This window comes from Roseateles violae (genome assembly GCF_030410485.1).
Taxonomy (GTDB): domain Bacteria; phylum Pseudomonadota; class Gammaproteobacteria; order Burkholderiales; family Burkholderiaceae_C; genus Roseateles_D; species Roseateles_D violae.
This window is the reverse complement of record NZ_JAUHHC010000005.1, coordinates 577,000-593,970: the sequence shown is the minus strand read 5'-3', so window position 1 is coordinate 593,970 and position 16,971 is coordinate 577,000. Positions and strand designations below refer to the sequence as shown.

The following is a 16,971-nucleotide window of genomic DNA, read 5'->3' as shown; positions in this document are numbered from 1 at the left end:
CGTCCTTCCCTGGCGCTGTGACCGGGATCAAGCCGCCGTGTCGCCGTCGTGCCTGTCCCGCAAACCGTCGTCGATGGCCGCCGCCAGCATCGCCTCGCTGGCCGGCTTGCGCAGCATCGGCACGCCGACGCGGGCGGCCTGCTCGCGCAAGGCGGCCGAGCTGTCGGCCGAGACGATGACTGCCGCCAGGCCGGGGCGCTCGGCGCGCAGCCGCGTGATCGCTTCGAAGCCGTCTTGAGCCTCGGCCAGGCGGTAGTCGACGAGGGCGATCTCGGGCTCGTGCTGCGGCAGCGCGGCCAGCGCCTCGGCCAGGCTGGCGCTGCAGCAGACCTCGCAACCGAGGCCTTGCAGCGCATGAGCGTAGGCCGATCGCACGGCAGGATCATCATCAAGAACAAGCACGCGCCGCCGCGCCAGCGAGGGTCCGGCGGCGCGCAGCGCATCGGCCGATGGCGCCGGCGCGGCGTCGCCGCGCGGCAGGCGCAGATGAAAGCGCGTGCCCTCGCCGAGCCGCGATTCGATCGAGTACTCGATGCCCAGCAGTTGCGCGAGCCGGCGCACGATGCCCAGGCCCAGGCCATGGCCGCAGCTGCGGTCGCGCTGCGGATTGCCGAGCTGCACCAGATCCTCGAAGACGCGCTGCTGGTCGGCCTCGGCGATGCCGATGCCGCTGTCCTGCACGGTCAGCAGCAGATGCGTCGGCTGCGCCTGCACCGACAGCCGCACGCCGCCCTGGGCGGTGAACTTGATCGCGTTGTCGATCAGGTTGGACAGCAGGCGCTGCAGCATGCCGACGTCGCTGCTGACCACCAGGCCCTCGGGGCAGTCGGCGCTCAGCAGCAGGCCGCGCGCCTCGGCGGCCGGCCGGAAGCGCCCGCACAAGGCCTGCAGCAGCCGGTCCAGCGGAATCGGCCGCAGCAGCGGCGTGACCACGCCGGCGTCGAGCTTGGAGACATCGAGCAGCGCATCCAGCATCTGGCGCAAGGCCTCGATGCCGGCGCCGATCTCGCCGGCGATCGCGCGGCTTTCGGCATCGAGCGCGCGCCGCGATAGCGCGCTGCTGTTCAGCGACAGGCTTTGCAGCGGCTGGCGCAGATCGTGGCTGGCGGCGGCCAGGAAGCCGCTCTTCGAGCGGTTCGCCTGCACGGCCGCATCGCGGGCGCGCGCCAGCTGGCGGCGTTCCTCGGTCAGCTGCTGCAGCAGGGTCATGTTCTCGAGCCGCATCCGGTAGGACTCGTCGAACAGCTGCATGTTCTGCCGCGCGAAGCGGATCTGCACCGCCATGAACAGCAGCACCAGGGCGGCGATGCTGATGCTCAGCGAGTCTGCGCGCAGCAGCCACATCGTCGCCGCCGGCAGCGCGATGCCGCCGACATAGGCGACGAAGGCGGCCGGCACCGTGTAGGTCGTCGACACCGCGCCGGCGCTCAGCGACAGCAGCACCATCGTCAGCAGCGCCGCGAAGCCGATCTCCAGCTGCAGCATCAGCAGCGCCGAGCTGCCCTGCGCCAGGCCCAGCGCCAGGGTCATCCAGGCGACCTGGCGCATGCGCGGTGCGATCGGACGCGCATGCTGCTGGCCCAGGCGCTTGATCGCCGCGGCGCGCGCCTCGCGCACGGCCAGCACCAGCAGCAGCCAGACCAGCACCAGGCGGGGCTGCGCGCCGCCGATCCAGGCCAGCGCCGCGATGACGAAGGCGACCAGGGTCATCTGCAGGCGCAGCGCGGCGCTGAAGCGCACCAGCACGTCGAGCCGGCGGCTGTCGTAGCGCGCCGCGTCATCGGACGAGGCCGCGAGCGCGCCCGCGCCGTCCGCTTCGGCCAGGGTGGCGGCGCCCATTGCCTATTCCAGCGCGCCGGCCGCGTCGGCCTGCAAGACCCGGCACAGCGCGCCGACGCGGTTCTTCACGCCCAGCGCCTTGTAGACCATGGACAGATGGACCTTGACGGTGCCCTCGGCGATCTGCAGGCGCCGCGCGATCGTCTTGTTGGGCAGGCCCTGCAGCGCCAGGCCCAGCACCTCGCGCTGGCGGCCCGACAGCTCGCTGCGCAGGAAGGCAACCAGGTCCTCGCTGCGCACCTCGTCGGCCTCGCGGCCGCGCACGATCTCCTCGGCAAACAGGAACTCGGCCGGCGCATAGACCTTCTGCCGCAGCACCAGGCGCAGCGCGGCGGCCATATCGGCCTCGCCATAGGATTTGGGGATGAAGCCGGCCGCGCCGGCATCCAGCACCGCGCGGATGTGCTCGGCCCCGCTCTCGGCCGAGACCATGCAGATGATGGCCCCGTCGAAGGCCGCCTGGATCAGCTTCAGCGCCTGCAGGCCCTCGATGCCGGGCAGGTGGTAGTCGAGCAGGATCAGGTCGAACTTCTCGGCCGCCAGCGCGCAGGCGGCATCGAGGTCGCGCACCGCGCGGAAGTGCAGGTCCGCGGCCCAGTCGAAGTCGTCGGCCACCTTCTCGAGCAGCCGGCGCGTGCCGTTCCATACCAGCTCATGGTCGTCGACCAGCAGCACTCGCATCGCCGGACCCCCTTCTTGTGGCGCCGGCCGGGGCCGACGCAGCGTTGTTGGGAAGCGCAGGCAGCGTAACCGAAGTCGCCCGATCGCGGACCTAAACCAAGGGCCTAGTTCGAAGGGCCAGTCCTTCGTTCGGCCCGTTCGGCCACTGGGTCTAGGCCGCCCGCGGGGCGGCGGCTAGGCCTTCATGTGAATAGATTTGGCCCCCGCCGCCGCCCAGACTTCAGCTCAGCAGCAAGCTGTTTCTGCTGCGTTTCAGGGGGTAGCAAATGCAGTTCACGTCCACCACCACCTTCCCGCAAGCGAGCCAATCGGCGCAGCTGCTGTTTCCGGCCCTGGTCGCCGGCAGCAGCCGGGCCGAGCAGGTGCTCAACGGTCTGCCGCAGCCCTTGCTGGTCTGCCAGGCGGATCGCCGCCTGCTGTTCGTCAACCGCGGCGCCGAGCGCCTGTTCGCCGACACGCTGGCCCGTCAGGCCGGCCAGCGGCTGATGGCGATCGGCCAGCTCGAGGCCGTCAAGCTCGAGGAGTTGCTGCGCCTGGCCTGCGCCGACAGCGCGACCCAGGCCGGCCTGTGGTTCAGCCCCAATCTGCAGACCGGCTGGCTGCATGTGTGCACGCTGTCGCCCGCCATTGCGCGGGCGGCGGACTGGCCCGGCGGCTGCCTGCTGCTGACGGTGCAACTGGACCGGCCCGGCCTGGCGCAGAGCGCGCGCATCGATGCGCTGTGCCAGCAATGCCGGCTGACCAACACCGAGCGCTATGTGCTGATGCTGCTGGCCGATGGCCAGGCGGTCAATGCGGCCGCGCATCAGCTGGGCCTGCAGGTCAGCACCCTGCGCACCCATGTGCGCAATCTGCTGGGCAAGACGCAGGCGCGCTCGCTGATGCAGCTGCTGCGCTGGCTGGGCAGCGCCGGACCGATCTTCGGCTGAGGCGCGGGCCGCAGGGCGGAAAGACGTAAAGGGCGGGGCCTCCCGCCCTTTCTCTTGCGTGGGCGCCGCAGAATACGGTGATCGCGGGGGTCGCCGCGGCAAGGACGTACAAGACGTAGCAGCACGCACAGGGAGTTACCGTGGAAAGTGTCTACATGCCGCTTCAGCTGGCGCCGACTTCGCTCACTCAACCGATTCTTTCGAACTGGTCCTTCAATCTCTTCAGCATCGACCTGGGCGCCACGTCCAACGCGAAGGTGGAGCAGCAGGCGCTCGAGCAGGTCGGAAGCTACGGCAAGCAGATCGGCCACCTGGCCGAAGCGCTTGAAGTCGTGATTCGGAAGCTGCAGCTGCTCGATAGCGCGCACCTGGCTCAGAGTGAAAGAGATGCGCTGCTGGTCTTCTTGGGCGATGTCGCTGCGGTGCGCAAGCTCAAGACCAGGTACGACTCCCTCGCGGCGTCCTAGGTCGGCGCACTCGACGGCCGAAGGCGACGAGCTTCGCCGTGTGCCCTGGACGAGATGGCGGAGCTTAAGCGGGGCGCGGTCAGCCGCTTGCCAGCCGGAACAGGAGCCCGGCGACGCCGGAGCCGAGCACGACCGGGATCACGCCCAGCTTGTAGCGAAGCAGTGCGAGCGCCGCCGCCGAACCGATGATCGCCGAAGCCCATTCGAAGCGGCCATCGAAGCCCTTTGGCCAGAGGACGTGATACGCAAAGAACAGCGCCAGGTTGACGATGACGCCGACGACCGCGGCGGTGATGCCGGCCAGCGGCGCGGTGAACTGCAGCTTGCCATGCGTGGATTCGATGAATGGAGCGCCGAGCAGAATGAAGAAGAAGGAGGGCAGGAAGGTGAAGAAGCTCACCACGCAGGCGGCGGTCGCGCCCGCCAGCAGCAAGGCCTCGGGGCCGAACAGCGCTTGATTCCAGGCGCCGACGAAGCCGACGAAGGCCACCACCATGATGAGCGGACCGGGCGTGGTCTCGCCCAGCGCCAGCCCGTCGATCATCTGAGGCGCCGTGAGCCAATGGAATTGCTCGACCGCGCCCTGATAGACATAGGGCAAGACGGCGTAAGCGCCGCCAAATGTGAGCAGCGCGGCCTTGGTAAAGAACCAGCCCATTTGGGTCAGCGCGCCGGACCACCCGAACAGGGCGATCAGCCCGCCCATGACCGCAGCCCAAAGCCCCAGGCCGACGGCGATGACCGTGCGCAACCGGGCCCAGCTGAAGCGCGCATGCGCAGGCGTCGGCGTGTCGTCGTCGATCAGCGCCGGGCCGTAAGCCTGCTGGGCGGCGCCGTGTCCGCCGCCGCTCCTGAACTTGTCCGGCGCGTACTTTCCACCGGCATAGCCGACGATGCCGGCCATCAGCACGATCAGTGGAAAGGGCAGATTCAGCAGGAAGATCGCTCCAAACGCACCCAGCGCGATGCCCCAGAGCCAGCGGTTCTTGAGCGCGCGTGAGCCGATGCGCCAGGCGGCATGCACGACCAGGGCCGTGACCGCAGGCTTGATGCCGTAGAAGAGGGCCGCGATGGCGGGTACGTGGCCGTAGGCCATGTAGACCCACGACAGGGCGATCAGGATGATGAGCGAGGGCAGCACGAACAGCGCGCCGGCCACGATCCCGCCCCAGCTCCGGTGCATCAGCCAGCCGATGTAGGTGGCCAGCTGCTGGGCCTCGGGGCCCGGCAGCAGCATGCAGTAGTTCAGCGCATGCAGAAACCGGTTTTCCGAGATCCAGCGCCGCCGCTCCACCAGTTCCTCATGCATCAGGGCGATCTGCCCGGCCGGGCCGCCAAAGCTGATGAAGCCGAGCCTGAGCCAGTAGCGAAACGCTTGCGCGCGGGTCAAGCTGGGCGGCGACAGGGCTGCCGTACCGGCATCGGGCTCAACGGTCATTGAATGCTTCCATGGCGGCGTAGATCCTGTCGCAGCGGCGCGGCATCGTCCGCATGAGCGGATGAGGATACGTCAAAGGCCGCGGGGGACTCGACCAAGGGCAAGCGCTGTCGGCTTCTGTCGCAATCGGGTGGGCGCTCTGCCTCTTTGGCCCTCGAAAACGGCCGGCCCGAAAGAAAAGGGCCGGATGCTCGATGCTCCGGCCCTCCGATATGGGCTGGCGACCGTCTTGTCTTTGCTCTGGCAGGCGCTGCGACGCGTGTCGGGTCTCACCAGGCGGGCCTCAATGGTTGACCCAATCCATCTCGCCGGCGGCGCGGGCGCGCAGCATTTCGCGGGTCACGTCTTCACGCGTCAGCGGCATGGCGCCGGCCGAGCTGGGATCGGCCTGCAGCAGCGCTTCGGGCGCGTATTCGTCGCTGGCATAGGCGATGGTGCCGGGGGAGGTCTGCGCGCAGGCGGCCAGCGCCAGCAGCGCGGGGACGAGCAGGAGGCTCGGAGTCGAGGGCTTGTTCATGATGCTTCCTTCGATGCAGGGGGATTGGGCTCACAGCTCGCCGGCCGCGCGCGTGCGCTTGGCTTCGGCGCTCAAGTCGGCGCGGCCGGCCTTGGCGTTCGCCTGGCCGCCATTGCGCGCGCTCATCGTCAGCGGCGGCGCGAGCTGGTAGCCGTTGACGCCGATCTCCGAATGCAGCAGGGCCAGTTCGCCGCTTTCGCGCGCCTGCTGCAGCTCGGCGATCACCTCGGCGCGGGTCTTGGCCGGGGTCGGGTCTTGCGCCCGCGCGGCGCCGGCGAGGGCGATCGTGGCGAGGACGGCGATCAGAGGAATATGGGTGGTCTTCATGATGAACTCCTGGGGTTGGGGCCGCGCGGCGCGCGGCCGGCTTCGATCGGAGACCGCCGGGGCGGCCTCCGGATTTCATGGATTCAGTCCTTGCGCGCCAGGGTCAGCGGCTCGGCGCTGCGCACGGCCATCTGCTGCTCGCGGCCGCTGCCGTCGTCCGGCTTGAACACGACCATGAACATGTAGCGCTGGTTCTCCTGGCCGTCGTTGACGCAGCTGATCGAGCGGACGGCGCGCTTGAGCGGCCGGCGCTGCTCCCAGTAGCCGCCCTCGGTCTGCACCGAGTCGACCGCGTGGCCCTTCAGCTGGAAGCTGACCCTGACCTCGCTGCTGCCGTCGATATAGGGCAGCGAGCGCGCCAGCGAGGCCTTCACCTCTTCGGCGTAGTCGGGGCAGGCGCGCTGCACGTCGAAGCGCGGCGTATCGCGGTTGCCGGTCACCTCGACCGGCTGCAGCCGGTTCTCGACCATGTCCTGCGCCGAGGCTTGCAGATGAGCCGCCAGCGCGGCGCCGGCCACGAACAGCAGGCCCAGTGCGCGATGCATAGCATTCGGTTCCATGATGAAAGCTCCTTGTTGGCCCGAGACGGACGACCGGATGGCCGCCCTGTCAGCAACTTAGGAGTGCGCCCTCAGGGCCTCAACGACGGCGCGCGCAGCGCTCCGCACAGCTGTGGAGTTACGCGCCAGAACGGTGCGCGGGCCCGGCGCCGGCGGCAGTGGTAAGCACTTGTTCCGCCGCCGCCGTCGCGACGGCGAAGGAGTAAGCTGCCTGCAACGACAGGAGGACGGTCATGAAGTGCTTCGCCCCAGCCCTTGCCTCAGCTTGTGCTCTCGCCGCCGGCGCCGCGCTGGCGCTGCTGGCCGGCTGCGCCTCGACGCAGGTCGGCGCGCAATGGTCGGATCCGAGTTTTCGCGGCCAGTCGCTGCGCGGCGCGCGCCTGCTGGTCGTCTGCGAGGCGCCCGATCCGGCCACGCAGCGGATCTGCCAGGACGAGCTGGCCGCGCGCGTGCAGGACCTGGGCGCGACGCCGGTGCAGGCGCCCGATGGCGCCGCGCGTGCTCCGGCCGCCGAGCAGTTGCTGGCGGCCGCGCGGGTGGCGGGCGCGCGGGCCGTGTTCAGCGCCTCGGTGCAGCCGGACGCGACCATCGTCAACCCGGGGCCGACCTTCAGCTTCGGCATCGGCGGCTTCAACAGCGGCGGTTATGGCAGCGGCACCAGCGGCGGTGTCGGCGTCACCGTGCCGACCGGCGGCCAGGTCAGCACCGGCTATGCGGCCAACGGCATGCTGACCGATGTGGCCAGCGGCCGCATGATGTGGACGGCCAAGGCGACCACGCCACCGCAGGCCAATCTGAATGCGCAGTTGGCCGAGCTGGCCAAGGCCGTCGTCGGCGCCGCGCAGCAGGCCGGCTTGTTCTAGTGCTTGGGTCCCGGGGGCGGCGGCGTCACCGGCACGATCTCCCAGCCGCCCGGGCATTCGCTCGCGTGCGGATAGAACATCTGCGACTCGCGGCAGTAATGCCACTGCGCCGGGGCCTGCTGCTGGTATTGAGCGTTGGCCGCCGGGGCCGGCTGGATGACGGTCGGATAGGCATAGGCGGCCGGCGGATAGGCATAGGCGTAGGGATAGCCATAGCCATAGGGGTAGCCGTACCAGCCATAGGGGTAGCCATACCAGCCGCCCCAATAGCCGGGCCAATAGCCGCCGACCCAGATGCCGCCGCCATGGTAGTGGCCGCCGCCGCCGTGGTAATGACCGCCCCCGCCGCCGTGATGACCGCCACCGCCACCGCGCCCGCCGGCCTCGGCAGCGCCGGTGGCCAGCAGCAGGCCGGTGGCGACCAGGGCGAGCAAGCGCGGTGCGGTCCTGGCCATCGACTGGGTGAATTGGCGCAGCATGGCAGGGTCCTCCTCGACAAGCGCCGCCGCCCCGGCCGGGGCCCGGCAATGGCGGCATGGGGCTAGCTTAGCGCTGCCCGGCAACCCGGTCCACGATGGAGGTATTCGAGGGTGGCGGCCGCCGCAAGCCCGGGTTTGCGATCAATCGATCGCTGGAGGGGCTGCCGATGAAGACCACCAAGACCGCCGGGCCCGTACCCAGCCCGATCCGCCTGGCGCTGGCCGCGGGCCTGATGAGCTTGCTGAGCAGTCCGGCCGGCCGGACAGGGCGGCTTCAAGACCGACCAGCTGGTCTTTGCCGAGGCGAGCAAGATGGACCTGAGCGGGCTGGCGATCAGCTTCCGCTTCCTCGGCAGCACCGATCCGAACGCGTTCAAGGCCCAGGGCGGCTTCGCGATCGAGCGCTTCTTCGAACTGCAGGGCGGGGGCGAGCTCGAGCATGGCAAATTCGCCGCGGTCAGCTTCAGCGCCAGCTCCGATGCCTACCAGATCAGCAATTTCAGCTACAGCGTCGATGGCGGCGCGAGCTTCGGCGCGACGCCGGTGCCGGAGCCGGGCACGATGCTGTTGATGCTGGCCGGGCTGGCCGGCCTGCCCGGGGCTGCGGCGCGCGGCCCGCCTCAGAGGATAAAGCGCGACAGGTCCTCGTTGCGCGCCAGTTCACCGAGCTTGGCATCGACGTCGGCGGCGCCCAGCGCGACGGTCTGGCCGCCGAGATTGGGCGCGTCGAAGCTGAGCTGGTCCAGCAGGCGCTCCATCACCGTCGACAGCCGGCGTGCGCCGATGTTCTCGGTGCGCTCGTTGACCTCGTAGGCGATCTGGGCGATGCGGCGGATGCCGTCGTCGCGCAGCTCCAGTGCCAGGCCCTCGGTGGCCAGCAGCGCCTGGTACTGCTTGACCAGGCTGGCATGGGTGCTCTTCAGGATCGCCTCGAAATCGTCGACCGACAGCGAGTCCAGCTCGACGCGGATCGGGAAGCGGCCCTGCAGCTCGGGGATCAGATCGCTGGGCTTGCTCAGGTGGAAGGCGCCCGAGGCGATGAAGAGGATGTGGTCGGTCTTGACCATGCCGTACTTGGTGTTGACCGTCGTGCCCTCGACCAGCGGCAGCAGATCGCGCTGCACGCCTTGGCGCGAGACGTCGGCACCGCCATGCTCGGAGCGGCCGGCCACCTTGTCGATCTCGTCGATGAAGACGATGCCCATCTCCTGCGCCGATTGCAGCGCGGCGGTCTTGATCTCGTCCTCGTTGAGCAGCTTGCCGGCCTCTTCCTCGATCAGCAGCTTCATCGCCTCGCCGATCTTGAGCTTGCGCGGCTTGCGCTTGTTGCCGCCGAACTGGGCGAACATGCCCTTCAGCTGCTCGGCCATGTCCTCCATGCCCTGGCCGCCCATGGGGCTCAGGATCTCCATGGTCGGCTTGGGCTCCAGCAGCTCGAGCTCGATGTCCTTGTCGTCCATCTGGCCTTCGCGCAGGCGCTTGCGCATCGCCTGGCGGGTCGGGTTCTCGGTGTCGCTTCCCGGCACCAGCAGATCGAGCACGCGCTCCTCGGCGGCGTCCTCGGCGCGGGTGCGCTGGCGGCGCATCTGCAGCTCGCGCTCCTGCTTGACGGCCGTGTCGACCAGGTCGCGCACGATCGAGTCCACGTCCTTGCCGACATAGCCGACCTCGGTGAACTTGGTCGCTTCTACCTTGATGAAGGGCGCGCCGGCCAGCTTGGCCAGGCGGCGGGCGATCTCGGTCTTGCCGACGCCGGTGGGACCGATCATCAGGATGTTTTTCGGCGTGATCTCGCCGCGCAGCTTCTCGTCGACGCGCTGGCGGCGCCAGCGGTTGCGCATCGCGATCGCGACCGCGCGCTTGGCGGCGTTCTGGCCGACGATGTGGCGGTCCAGCTCCGACACGATCTCCTGAGGGGTCATGCTGCTCATTCCAACACCTCGATCGTGTGGTTCAGATTGGTGTAGATGCAGATCTCGCCGGCGATCACCAGCGACTGCTTGACGATGTCCTGCGCGCTCAGCTCGCTGTGGTTCAGGAGCGCCTTGGCAGCGGCCTGCGCATAGGCGCCGCCGGAGCCGATCGCGACGACGCCCTGCTCGGGCTCCAGCACATCGCCGTTGCCGGTGATGATGAGGGACGCCGTGCGGTCGGCGACGGCCAGCATGGCCTCCAGCCGGCGCAGCACGCGGTCGGTGCGCCAGTCGCGCGTCAGCTCGACGGCGGCGCGCACCAGATGGCCCTGGTGCTTTTCCAGCTTGGCCTCGAAGCGCTCGAACAGGGTGAAGGCATCGGCGGTGGCGCCGGCAAAACCGGCCAGCACCTTGTCGTGATAGAGCTTGCGCACCTTGCGCGCGCTGGCCTTGACGACGATATTGCCCAGCGTCACCTGGCCGTCGCCGCCGATGGCGACCTGCACGCGGCCATCGGGCAGGGCGCGGCGCACGCTGACGATGGTCGTGCCGTGATAGACGGAATGTTGAGGGGTGTCCATGGGAACTCCAGCTTGGGACAGAGGCCTGTATTTCAATCGCGGCGCGCGCAATGGGCAGCGAAGCGGTGCTGGCTAGGCGCCGAAGCGAAGACAGTAGCACCGCTACGGCGAGCGCCGGCAACGACGCCAGCAGCCCATTTCGCGTGCCGTTCTCAGACCTAGACCTGGCGGACCTTGATCTTCGCGTGCTCGTTGATGCCCATCGCACCGAAGAACAGCGCCACCAGGCGGTGCGCATCGCCGAAGACGACGCTGCGGTTCTCGCTGCGCCGGGCGAGCACCCAGTTCAGCAGATCGCCGGCGGCCATGAAGTCCAGCCGGATCAGCTTGGGGCAGGCCACGTTGACGATGGTCGCCGCGCCGAGCTCGGCCGTCATCAGGCGCAGGGTCTCGGAGATGTCGCCGACCAGCTGGCCGCTGAGCTCCAGCTGCACGCTGGGCACCATCTGCGTCTGCTCGGTGATCGTCGACTCCAGGAAGCTGGTCGACAGCTCGGAGGCCGAGGCGGTCGTCGATGCCGGCCCGCTGGTCGACAGGCTGGCGCCGCTGACGCGCACGCGGCAGCTGGCGCGCTCCCAGGACGGCGGCGACACCTCGTAGGTGACGCAGTAGTCGATCGCCGTCTCGTCGAACTGGTCCGGCCGGTTGACCAGGCGCAGCGCCTCCAGCCGCAGCATCCACAGCGCCGGATCGACGTCGCGCACGGCCACCGGCGCCTGCTCCTTCAGCAGTTGCAGGAAATGGTCGCCCGACAGCCAGCGCATATCGAGCTGCTGCTTGGCCCAGACGCGGAACAGCTGGCGCAGCTGCTCGGCCGCCTCGGCGTCGAGCTGGCGCAGCGGCGCCCAGTCCAGCACCCAGGGCATCGGCAGGTTCTGACAGCGCTGCTGCAGCTGCTGCACCGACTCGGCCAGCAGGTACTCGGGCGCCGTCCAGCCGACGCCGCCGGAGCTGCCCATCGGCGCGCGCACGCTCTTGGCGGCCTCGGCCACCAGCTTGGGCATCGAGAACCATTGCGGTGCCGACAGGCCGAACTGCTGCGCATAGTCGACCGCCAGCGCCTCGAACTTGGCCTGGGCGCCGGTCGCGCGGTAATGGTCGAACAGCACCAGCCAGGTCTCGCCATGCAGATTGCGCAGGCCGCCCGGCTTGATCAGCTCGGACAGGATGCGCTCGGTCGTCTCGTAATCGGCGTTGGCGAAGGCGATCACCGCCTCGTCGAGCTCGGGATCGTGCACCAGCTCCTGCGCCGCATGGGAGGCGGCCTCGGCGATGCCGAAGCTCAGCGGCGGCCCGGCCGGTGGCATCTCCAGCGGCGGCAGATCTCTCAGCTCGGGCAGGCGGCTGGGCTTGGCGTCGGACAGCGGCGACATGCCGGCGCCCATGGTCACCGCGGCCGGCGGCGGCAGGGCCTCCAGCCGCTCGGCCTCTTCCGGCGAGGCGAACTGGCTGACCCGCGCGATCGGGGCATGCTGGGAATTGGGGGCCTGGGCGGCATTCGGTGCGCCGCCGGGCGTCGGCTCGGTCGTCAGCGTGCTGGCGAAATGGACCGGCCGCGTGCTGGTCTCGAAGAAACCGGGCGGATGGCCGCCGGCCAGCTGCGTCGGCGCGAAGCTCTCGCCGACCATCTGCTGCTCGATCTCGTTGATCTTGTCCTTGACGCGCGGATCGATCTTCGAGTTCATCTCGCTGATCCGCTCGACCTCGTCCAGCCGGGAGCTCGAGGAGCCCAGCGCGGCCAGCTGCTCGGGGCTCAGGCCCTCCCGGCGGATGCGGCGCAGCATGTCGAGCTCGCGCTTGCGCACGAAGTCGTTGCGGCGCTTGCGCTCGACCATCGCCCGCAACTCGGCCTTGGCCATATCGCCCTCGGGATCGTCCTGGCGCGAATTGATCTCGGCCCAGTCGGTCGTCGGATTGGCCACGAAACGCGCGACCTTGCGGAAGAAGCTTTCGCCGTCTTTCGGTTCTGTCATGCGCGCGGAGTCATTGCTGGCGGAACGGGCGGCGCGGGGCCGCTCAGTCCCCGAACATCTTCTGCTTGAGCTCGCGGCGCTGCTGCGCCTCCAGCGACAGGGTCGCCGTCGGGCGCGCGATCAGCCGGCCCAGGCCGATCGGCTCGCCGGTCTCGTCGCAATAGCCGTAGTCGCCGCTGTCCAGGCGGGTCAGCGACTGCATGATCTTCTTCAGGAGCTTGCGCTCACGGTCGCGCGTGCGCAGCTCCAGCGCATGCTCTTCCTCGATCGTCGCCCGGTCGGCCGGATCGGGCACGATGGAGGTGTCCTCGCGCAGATGTTCGGTCGTCTCGCCGGCGTTGGACAGCACGCCGTTTTTCAGCTCGGTCAGCTTGGCGCGGAAGAACTCGATCTGCTTGGCGTTCATGTACTCCGAGTCGGGCATCGCCAGCACCTCGGCATCGGTCAGCTCGTGACCGGGCTTGGTCTTCCAGGCGTTGGCCAGCTTGGGGTCGGCCTTGGCCGTGCTACGGGGGCTTTCAATCACGGGACTGCTCATTTGTCGGGTGGGCGGCTTGGGAGGGGCGAAGCGGTCGGCGAAACGACTGCTGCCGGTCGCGGGCGAGGGACTGGCCTCCAGCGTGGCGACGGAACTCGCCTCCATCGCCTCGTCGGCCTTGGCCTTGGTCACCTTCGGCGACTTGGCAGCCGCCGTCGGGGTGCTGGATTTTGGGGCCTGTGTCTTACTCACGTTTCGCTCCTCGCTAGGCAGTTAGTTATACCTGCTCTAGATTGCAATCGGGACCAGCTGTCGCCTTAATGTCGCCATTTTGGGCGCCGCGGATTGTAGCCACGATACAAGCGCTGCCAATCCGCTAGTGTGTCACTAGGCCAGGCAGCCTTCCAGCCCCTGCATCAGGATGTCCTTGGGCAGGTCGATGCCGATGAAGACCAGCTTGCTGGTCTTCTTCTCGCCGGCCGCCCATTTCGGGCCCAGATCGGAGCCCATCAGCTGGTGCACGCCCTGGAAGATCACCTTCTTGTCGGTGCCCTTCATATTCAGCACGCCCTTGTAGCGCAGCATCTTGGGGCCGTAGACCTGCACGATCGCACCGAGGAAATCCTCCAGCTTGGCCGGGTTGAAGGCGCGGTCCGAGCGGAATACAAAGGACTTCACGTCGTCCTCGTGCGCATGGTGGTGCGGATGGTCGCAATGTTCGCCATGCTCGTGGTCATGGTCGTGATGATGGTGGTGATCGTGCTCGTCGGCCTTCAGGAAGTCCGGGTCGATCTCCAGCTTGGCGTTCAGATTGAAGCCGCGCAGATCGAAGACCTTGGCCAGGGCCACCTCGCCGAAATGCGCGGTCTGCACCGGCGCCCGCGGGTTCATGTGCTTGATCCGGTGCGTCAGCGCCTCGACGCCGGCCGGCTCGACCAGATCGGCCTTGCTGATGAAGATCTGGTCGGCAAAGCCGACCTGCATGCGCGCCTCCTGGCGCGTGTTCAGCTGCTCGTCGGCATGCTTGGCGTCGACCAGGGTCAGGATGGAGTCCAGCAGATAGCTCTCGGCGATCTCGTCGTCCATGAAGAAGGTCTGCGCCACCGGGCCCGGATCGGCCAGCCCGGTGGTCTCGATGATGACGCGATCGAAATCGAGCTCGCCCTTGCGGCGCTTGGCGGCCAGATCGCTCAGCGTCGAGCGCAGATCCTCGCGGATCGTGCAGCAGACGCAGCCATTGTTCATCTGGATGATCTGTTCCTGGGTGTCCGAGACGAGGATGGAGGTGTCGATGTCCTCCTCGCCGAACTCGTTCTCGATGACGGCGATCTTCTGCCCATGGGCCTCGGTCAGCACCCGCTTGAGCAGGGTTGTCTTGCCGGAGCCGAGAAAGCCGGTCAGGATGGTGGCGGGGATCAGCCCCGGGGACGTGGTCGATGACATGATGGTGCGGCGCCGCTGGGCGCACGTTGGGAAACTTGGCTCCCTAGATAAGGGCGGCTGACTTTGTTGCAAGAGCCGCCCGGTGTCAATCGGTTATTCTGTAAGCCTTGCAACTTCGACACGCATCTCCTGTGTCTGAACCCCAGCCTAGTCGGCCCTCACAGCGTGGGGGCCAGAAACCTGCCGCCGCAGCCCAGGCGCGCGGCCTCCTGAATCGCATGCTGGAGTTCCTCCATCCGGGACCGGACTCCAAGACCGAACTGATCCGGACCCTGGCCAGCGCCGAGCAGCGCGAGCTGATCGAGCCCGAGTCGCGCCAGATGCTCGAGGGCGTGCTGCGCATGGCCGAGCTCAGCGCCGGCGACGTGATGGTCGCCGCGCCACGCATGGATCTGCTCGACATCGAGGCGCCCTACGAGGAACTGCTGGCGACGGTAATCGATTCCGGCCATTCGCGCTTTCCGGTCTTCGAGAGCCAGCGCGACAACATCATCGGCATCCTGCTTGCCAAGGACCTGCTGAAGATCCAGCGCGCGCCGGAGCTGAACCTGCGCGCGCTCTTGCGCCCGACCATTTTCGTGCCCGAGAGCAAGGGCCTGAACGAGCTGCTGCGCGATTTCCGCTCGAACCGCAATCACCTGGCCATCGTCATCGACGAGTTCGGCAACACCGCCGGCCTGATCACGATCGAGGACGTGCTGGAGGAGATCGTCGGCGAGATCGAGGACGAGTTTGACGAGAAGGACGGCGACTCCGGCATCTACACGCTGGCCGATGGCAGCCAGCGCGTCGCCGGCGACACCGACATCTCGGCCGTCAACGAGAGCTTCGGCGTGCAACTGGCCGAGGGCGAGTTCGACACCATCGGCGGCCTGGTCGCGCATGAGCATGGCCGTGTGCCGCGCCGCGGCGAGTTCGTCGAGATCGAGGGCCTGCGCTTCGCGGTGATGCTGACGCGCGGCGGCTCGGTGCGCTGGTTCAAGGTCACCCGCGCCGAGGAATCCGAGGGCTGATGCGGCTCGGGCTTGCCCTGCCGGCCGCGCTGCTCGCGGGCCTTGCACACACGGCGGCCTTCGCGCCGACCGGGGCCTGGTGGTTGCAGATCCTCGCGCTGGCCGCGCTGATCGCCCTGGTGGCCGATGCGCCGCCGCGCCGCGCCGCGCTGCTGGGCGCCGCCTTCGGCAGCGCCTGGCTGGCCTCGGGCCTGTGGTGGCTGTACATCAGCATGCACGAGTTCGGCCATATCCCCGCGCTGCTGGCGGCGCTGGCCGTGCTGCTGCTGGCCCTGTTCCTGAGCCTCTATTACGCCGGCGCGGCGGCACTGGCGGCCCGGCTGAAGCTCGGCTTCAGCGCGCCGCCGTGGGCCGCCTGCTGGTTGCTGGCCGAGCTGGCACGCGCCAGCTGGTTCAGCGGTTTTCCCTGGCTGGCCAGCGGCTATGCGCACAGCGTCGGGCCGCTGGCGCTCTGGGCGCCCTGGATCGGCGTCTACGGCATCTGCGCACTGGCGGCGGCCTGCGCGGCGGCGCTGGCCGGCCTCCTCGCGGCGCGGCGCTGGAAGCCGGCACTGGCGCTGCTGGGGCTGCTCGTGCTCGGCGCGCTGCTGCCGCGCGACTTCACCGAGAGCGGCGGCCACCTGCGCGTGTCGCTCCTCCAGCCGAACGTGCCGCAGGACCAGAAGTTCGACCAGGCGCTGATGGTGGCGAATCTGGAGCGGCTGGCGCGGCAGATCGAATCGGCGCGCGGCCAGCTGGTCGTCACACCGGAATCGGTCGTGCCGCTGCCGCTCGACTATCTGCCCGCCGACTATCTGCAGCGCCTGCAGCGCAGCGCGGTCGAGCGGCCGCTGCTGCTGGGCGTCTTCCTCGGCAACGAGCGCGAGGGCTTCGTCAACTCGCTGATCGCCATCGGCGGCGAGCAGGGCTATTCCTATGGCAAGCGCCATCTGCTGCCCTTCGGTGAATTCGTGCCGCCGGGCTTCCACTGGTTCGTGCGCGCTATGGGCATCCCGATGGAAGACCAGGCCCGCGGCCAGCATCAGCGCGCCTACGAGTTGGCCGGCCAGCGCCTGCGGCCGCTGATCTGCTACGAGGATCTGTTCGGCGAGGACTTCGTCGACAGCGTCGTCGGCCCCGCCGCGGCCAGCGTGCTGGTCAATGTCAGCAATCTGGCCTGGTTCGGCGAGCTGATGGTGCAGGACCAGCATCTGCAGTTCTCGCAGATGCGCGCGCTGGAGTTCCAGCGCCCCTTCATCCGCTCGACCAATACCGGCGCCACCGCCGTGCTCGACCATCGCGGCCGGCTGACCGCCGCGCTGCCGCCGGCGCAGGCCGGCGTGCTCGAGGCCGAGGTCGAGGGCCGCAGCGGCAGCACGCCCTACGCGCGCTGGCTGGCTGCCTGCGGACTCTGGCCGCTGTGGGCGCTGGCTTTGCTGGCGCTGGGCCTGGCCGGGTGGCGTCGGCGGGCCCCGTAGAATCGGCGGCTGC

At 68.8% G+C, this 16,971-nt stretch carries 17 protein-coding genes and 1 pseudogene; 6 read left to right on the top strand and 12 right to left on the bottom strand.

The window, feature by feature from the left end; all coding sequences use genetic code 11:
- Positions 1–27: 27 nt before the first annotated feature.
- Both QWJ38_RS20330 and QWJ38_RS20325 read right to left on the bottom strand, forming a co-directional pair.
- Positions 28–1,839 carry a hybrid sensor histidine kinase/response regulator gene (locus QWJ38_RS20330; protein ID WP_290360941.1) on the bottom strand — a complete coding sequence of 604 codons (1,812 nt, stop codon included), beginning with the start codon at positions 1,837–1,839 and terminating at the stop codon, positions 28–30.
- 3 nt (positions 1,840–1,842) lie between these two features.
- Positions 1,843–2,520, bottom strand: coding sequence for a response regulator (locus QWJ38_RS20325; protein ID WP_290360940.1), 678 nt, complete (start codon positions 2,518–2,520; stop codon positions 1,843–1,845).
- A 266-nt stretch (positions 2,521–2,786) separates the two neighbouring features.
- Here QWJ38_RS20325 and QWJ38_RS20320 point away from each other — a divergent pair, with 266 nt between their 5' ends.
- Together QWJ38_RS20320 and QWJ38_RS20315 are read left to right on the top strand one after the other, a co-directional pair.
- The gene (locus tag QWJ38_RS20320) at positions 2,787–3,449 is read left to right on the top strand and encodes a helix-turn-helix transcriptional regulator (RefSeq protein ID WP_290360939.1); all 663 of its coding nucleotides are present in this window, start codon (positions 2,787–2,789) and stop codon (positions 3,447–3,449) included.
- Between the two features lie 140 nt (positions 3,450–3,589).
- The gene (locus QWJ38_RS20315) at positions 3,590–3,916 is read left to right on the top strand and encodes a hypothetical protein (protein WP_290360938.1); all 327 of its coding nucleotides are present in this window, start codon (positions 3,590–3,592) and stop codon (positions 3,914–3,916) included.
- Between the two features lie 79 nt (positions 3,917–3,995).
- On the opposite strand, the gene chrA is transcribed toward QWJ38_RS20315, so the two are convergent.
- The 4 genes from chrA to QWJ38_RS20295 all read right to left on the bottom strand — a co-directional run bounded on the left by chrA (position 3,996) and on the right by QWJ38_RS20295 (position 6,758).
- Entirely contained in the window at positions 3,996–5,354 is a 1,359-nt protein-coding gene (gene chrA / locus QWJ38_RS20310) for a chromate efflux transporter (protein ID WP_290360937.1), read from the bottom strand.
- 283 nt (positions 5,355–5,637) lie between these two features.
- Positions 5,638–5,871, bottom strand: a complete 234-nt coding sequence (locus QWJ38_RS20305; RefSeq protein WP_290360936.1) for a hypothetical protein — start codon at positions 5,869–5,871, stop codon at positions 5,638–5,640.
- 30 nt (positions 5,872–5,901) lie between these two features.
- A complete protein-coding gene (locus QWJ38_RS20300) occupies positions 5,902–6,198 on the bottom strand; it encodes a DUF4148 domain-containing protein (RefSeq protein WP_290360935.1) in 297 nt (98 codons plus the stop codon).
- A gap of 83 nt (positions 6,199–6,281) precedes the next feature.
- Positions 6,282–6,758: a hypothetical protein gene (locus tag QWJ38_RS20295; protein ID WP_290360934.1), complete on the bottom strand. Its 477-nt coding sequence runs from the start codon at positions 6,756–6,758 to the stop codon at positions 6,282–6,284.
- Between the two features lie 233 nt (positions 6,759–6,991).
- Here QWJ38_RS20295 and QWJ38_RS20290 point away from each other — a divergent pair, with 233 nt between their 5' ends.
- Positions 6,992–7,621, top strand: a complete 630-nt coding sequence (locus QWJ38_RS20290; protein WP_290360933.1) for a hypothetical protein — start codon at positions 6,992–6,994, stop codon at positions 7,619–7,621.
- Here the strand turns inward: QWJ38_RS20290 and QWJ38_RS20285 are convergent.
- Positions 7,618–8,100 (bottom strand): hypothetical protein, encoded by a 483-nt coding sequence (locus QWJ38_RS20285; RefSeq protein ID WP_290360932.1) that lies wholly within the window; start codon positions 8,098–8,100, stop codon positions 7,618–7,620. The two genes, QWJ38_RS20290 and QWJ38_RS20285, sit on opposite strands and share 4 nt — an antisense overlap.
- A gap of 312 nt (positions 8,101–8,412) precedes the next feature.
- Between QWJ38_RS20285 and QWJ38_RS24040 the strand changes: the two are divergent.
- Positions 8,413–8,694: pseudogene (locus QWJ38_RS24040) on the top strand (PEP-CTERM sorting domain-containing protein); the annotation flags it as partial.
- A gap of 26 nt (positions 8,695–8,720) precedes the next feature.
- Here the strand turns inward: QWJ38_RS24040 and hslU are convergent.
- From hslU to QWJ38_RS20260, 5 genes are all read right to left on the bottom strand, one after another.
- Complete coding sequence (gene hslU, locus QWJ38_RS20280) at positions 8,721–10,031, bottom strand: ATP-dependent protease ATPase subunit HslU (protein WP_290360931.1); 1,311 nt, start codon at positions 10,029–10,031, stop codon at positions 8,721–8,723.
- Positions 10,028–10,594: an ATP-dependent protease subunit HslV gene (gene hslV, locus QWJ38_RS20275; RefSeq protein WP_290360930.1), complete on the bottom strand. Its 567-nt coding sequence runs from the start codon at positions 10,592–10,594 to the stop codon at positions 10,028–10,030. Before hslV ends, hslU begins: the two co-directional genes overlap by 4 nt.
- Before the next feature lie 158 nt (positions 10,595–10,752).
- The gene (locus QWJ38_RS20270; RefSeq protein WP_290360929.1) at positions 10,753–12,567 is read right to left on the bottom strand and encodes a hypothetical protein; all 1,815 of its coding nucleotides are present in this window, start codon (positions 12,565–12,567) and stop codon (positions 10,753–10,755) included.
- Positions 12,568–12,610: 43 nt separating this feature from the next.
- Positions 12,611–13,297: an RNA polymerase-binding protein DksA gene (gene dksA, locus QWJ38_RS20265; protein ID WP_290360928.1), complete on the bottom strand. Its 687-nt coding sequence runs from the start codon at positions 13,295–13,297 to the stop codon at positions 12,611–12,613.
- 135 nt (positions 13,298–13,432) lie between these two features.
- The gene (locus QWJ38_RS20260; RefSeq protein WP_290360927.1) at positions 13,433–14,488 is read right to left on the bottom strand and encodes a CobW family GTP-binding protein; all 1,056 of its coding nucleotides are present in this window, start codon (positions 14,486–14,488) and stop codon (positions 13,433–13,435) included.
- A 131-nt stretch (positions 14,489–14,619) separates the two neighbouring features.
- Between QWJ38_RS20260 and QWJ38_RS20255 the strand changes: the two genes are divergently transcribed.
- Positions 14,620–15,501 (top strand): CorC family transporter, encoded by an 882-nt coding sequence (locus tag QWJ38_RS20255; protein ID WP_434064007.1) that lies wholly within the window; start codon positions 14,620–14,622, stop codon positions 15,499–15,501.
- Positions 15,501–16,958, top strand: a complete 1,458-nt coding sequence (gene lnt, locus QWJ38_RS20250) for an apolipoprotein N-acyltransferase (protein ID WP_290360926.1) — start codon at positions 15,501–15,503, stop codon at positions 16,956–16,958. The genes QWJ38_RS20255 and lnt overlap by 1 nt, the downstream gene beginning before the upstream one ends.
- Positions 16,959–16,971: the final 13 nt, after the last annotated feature.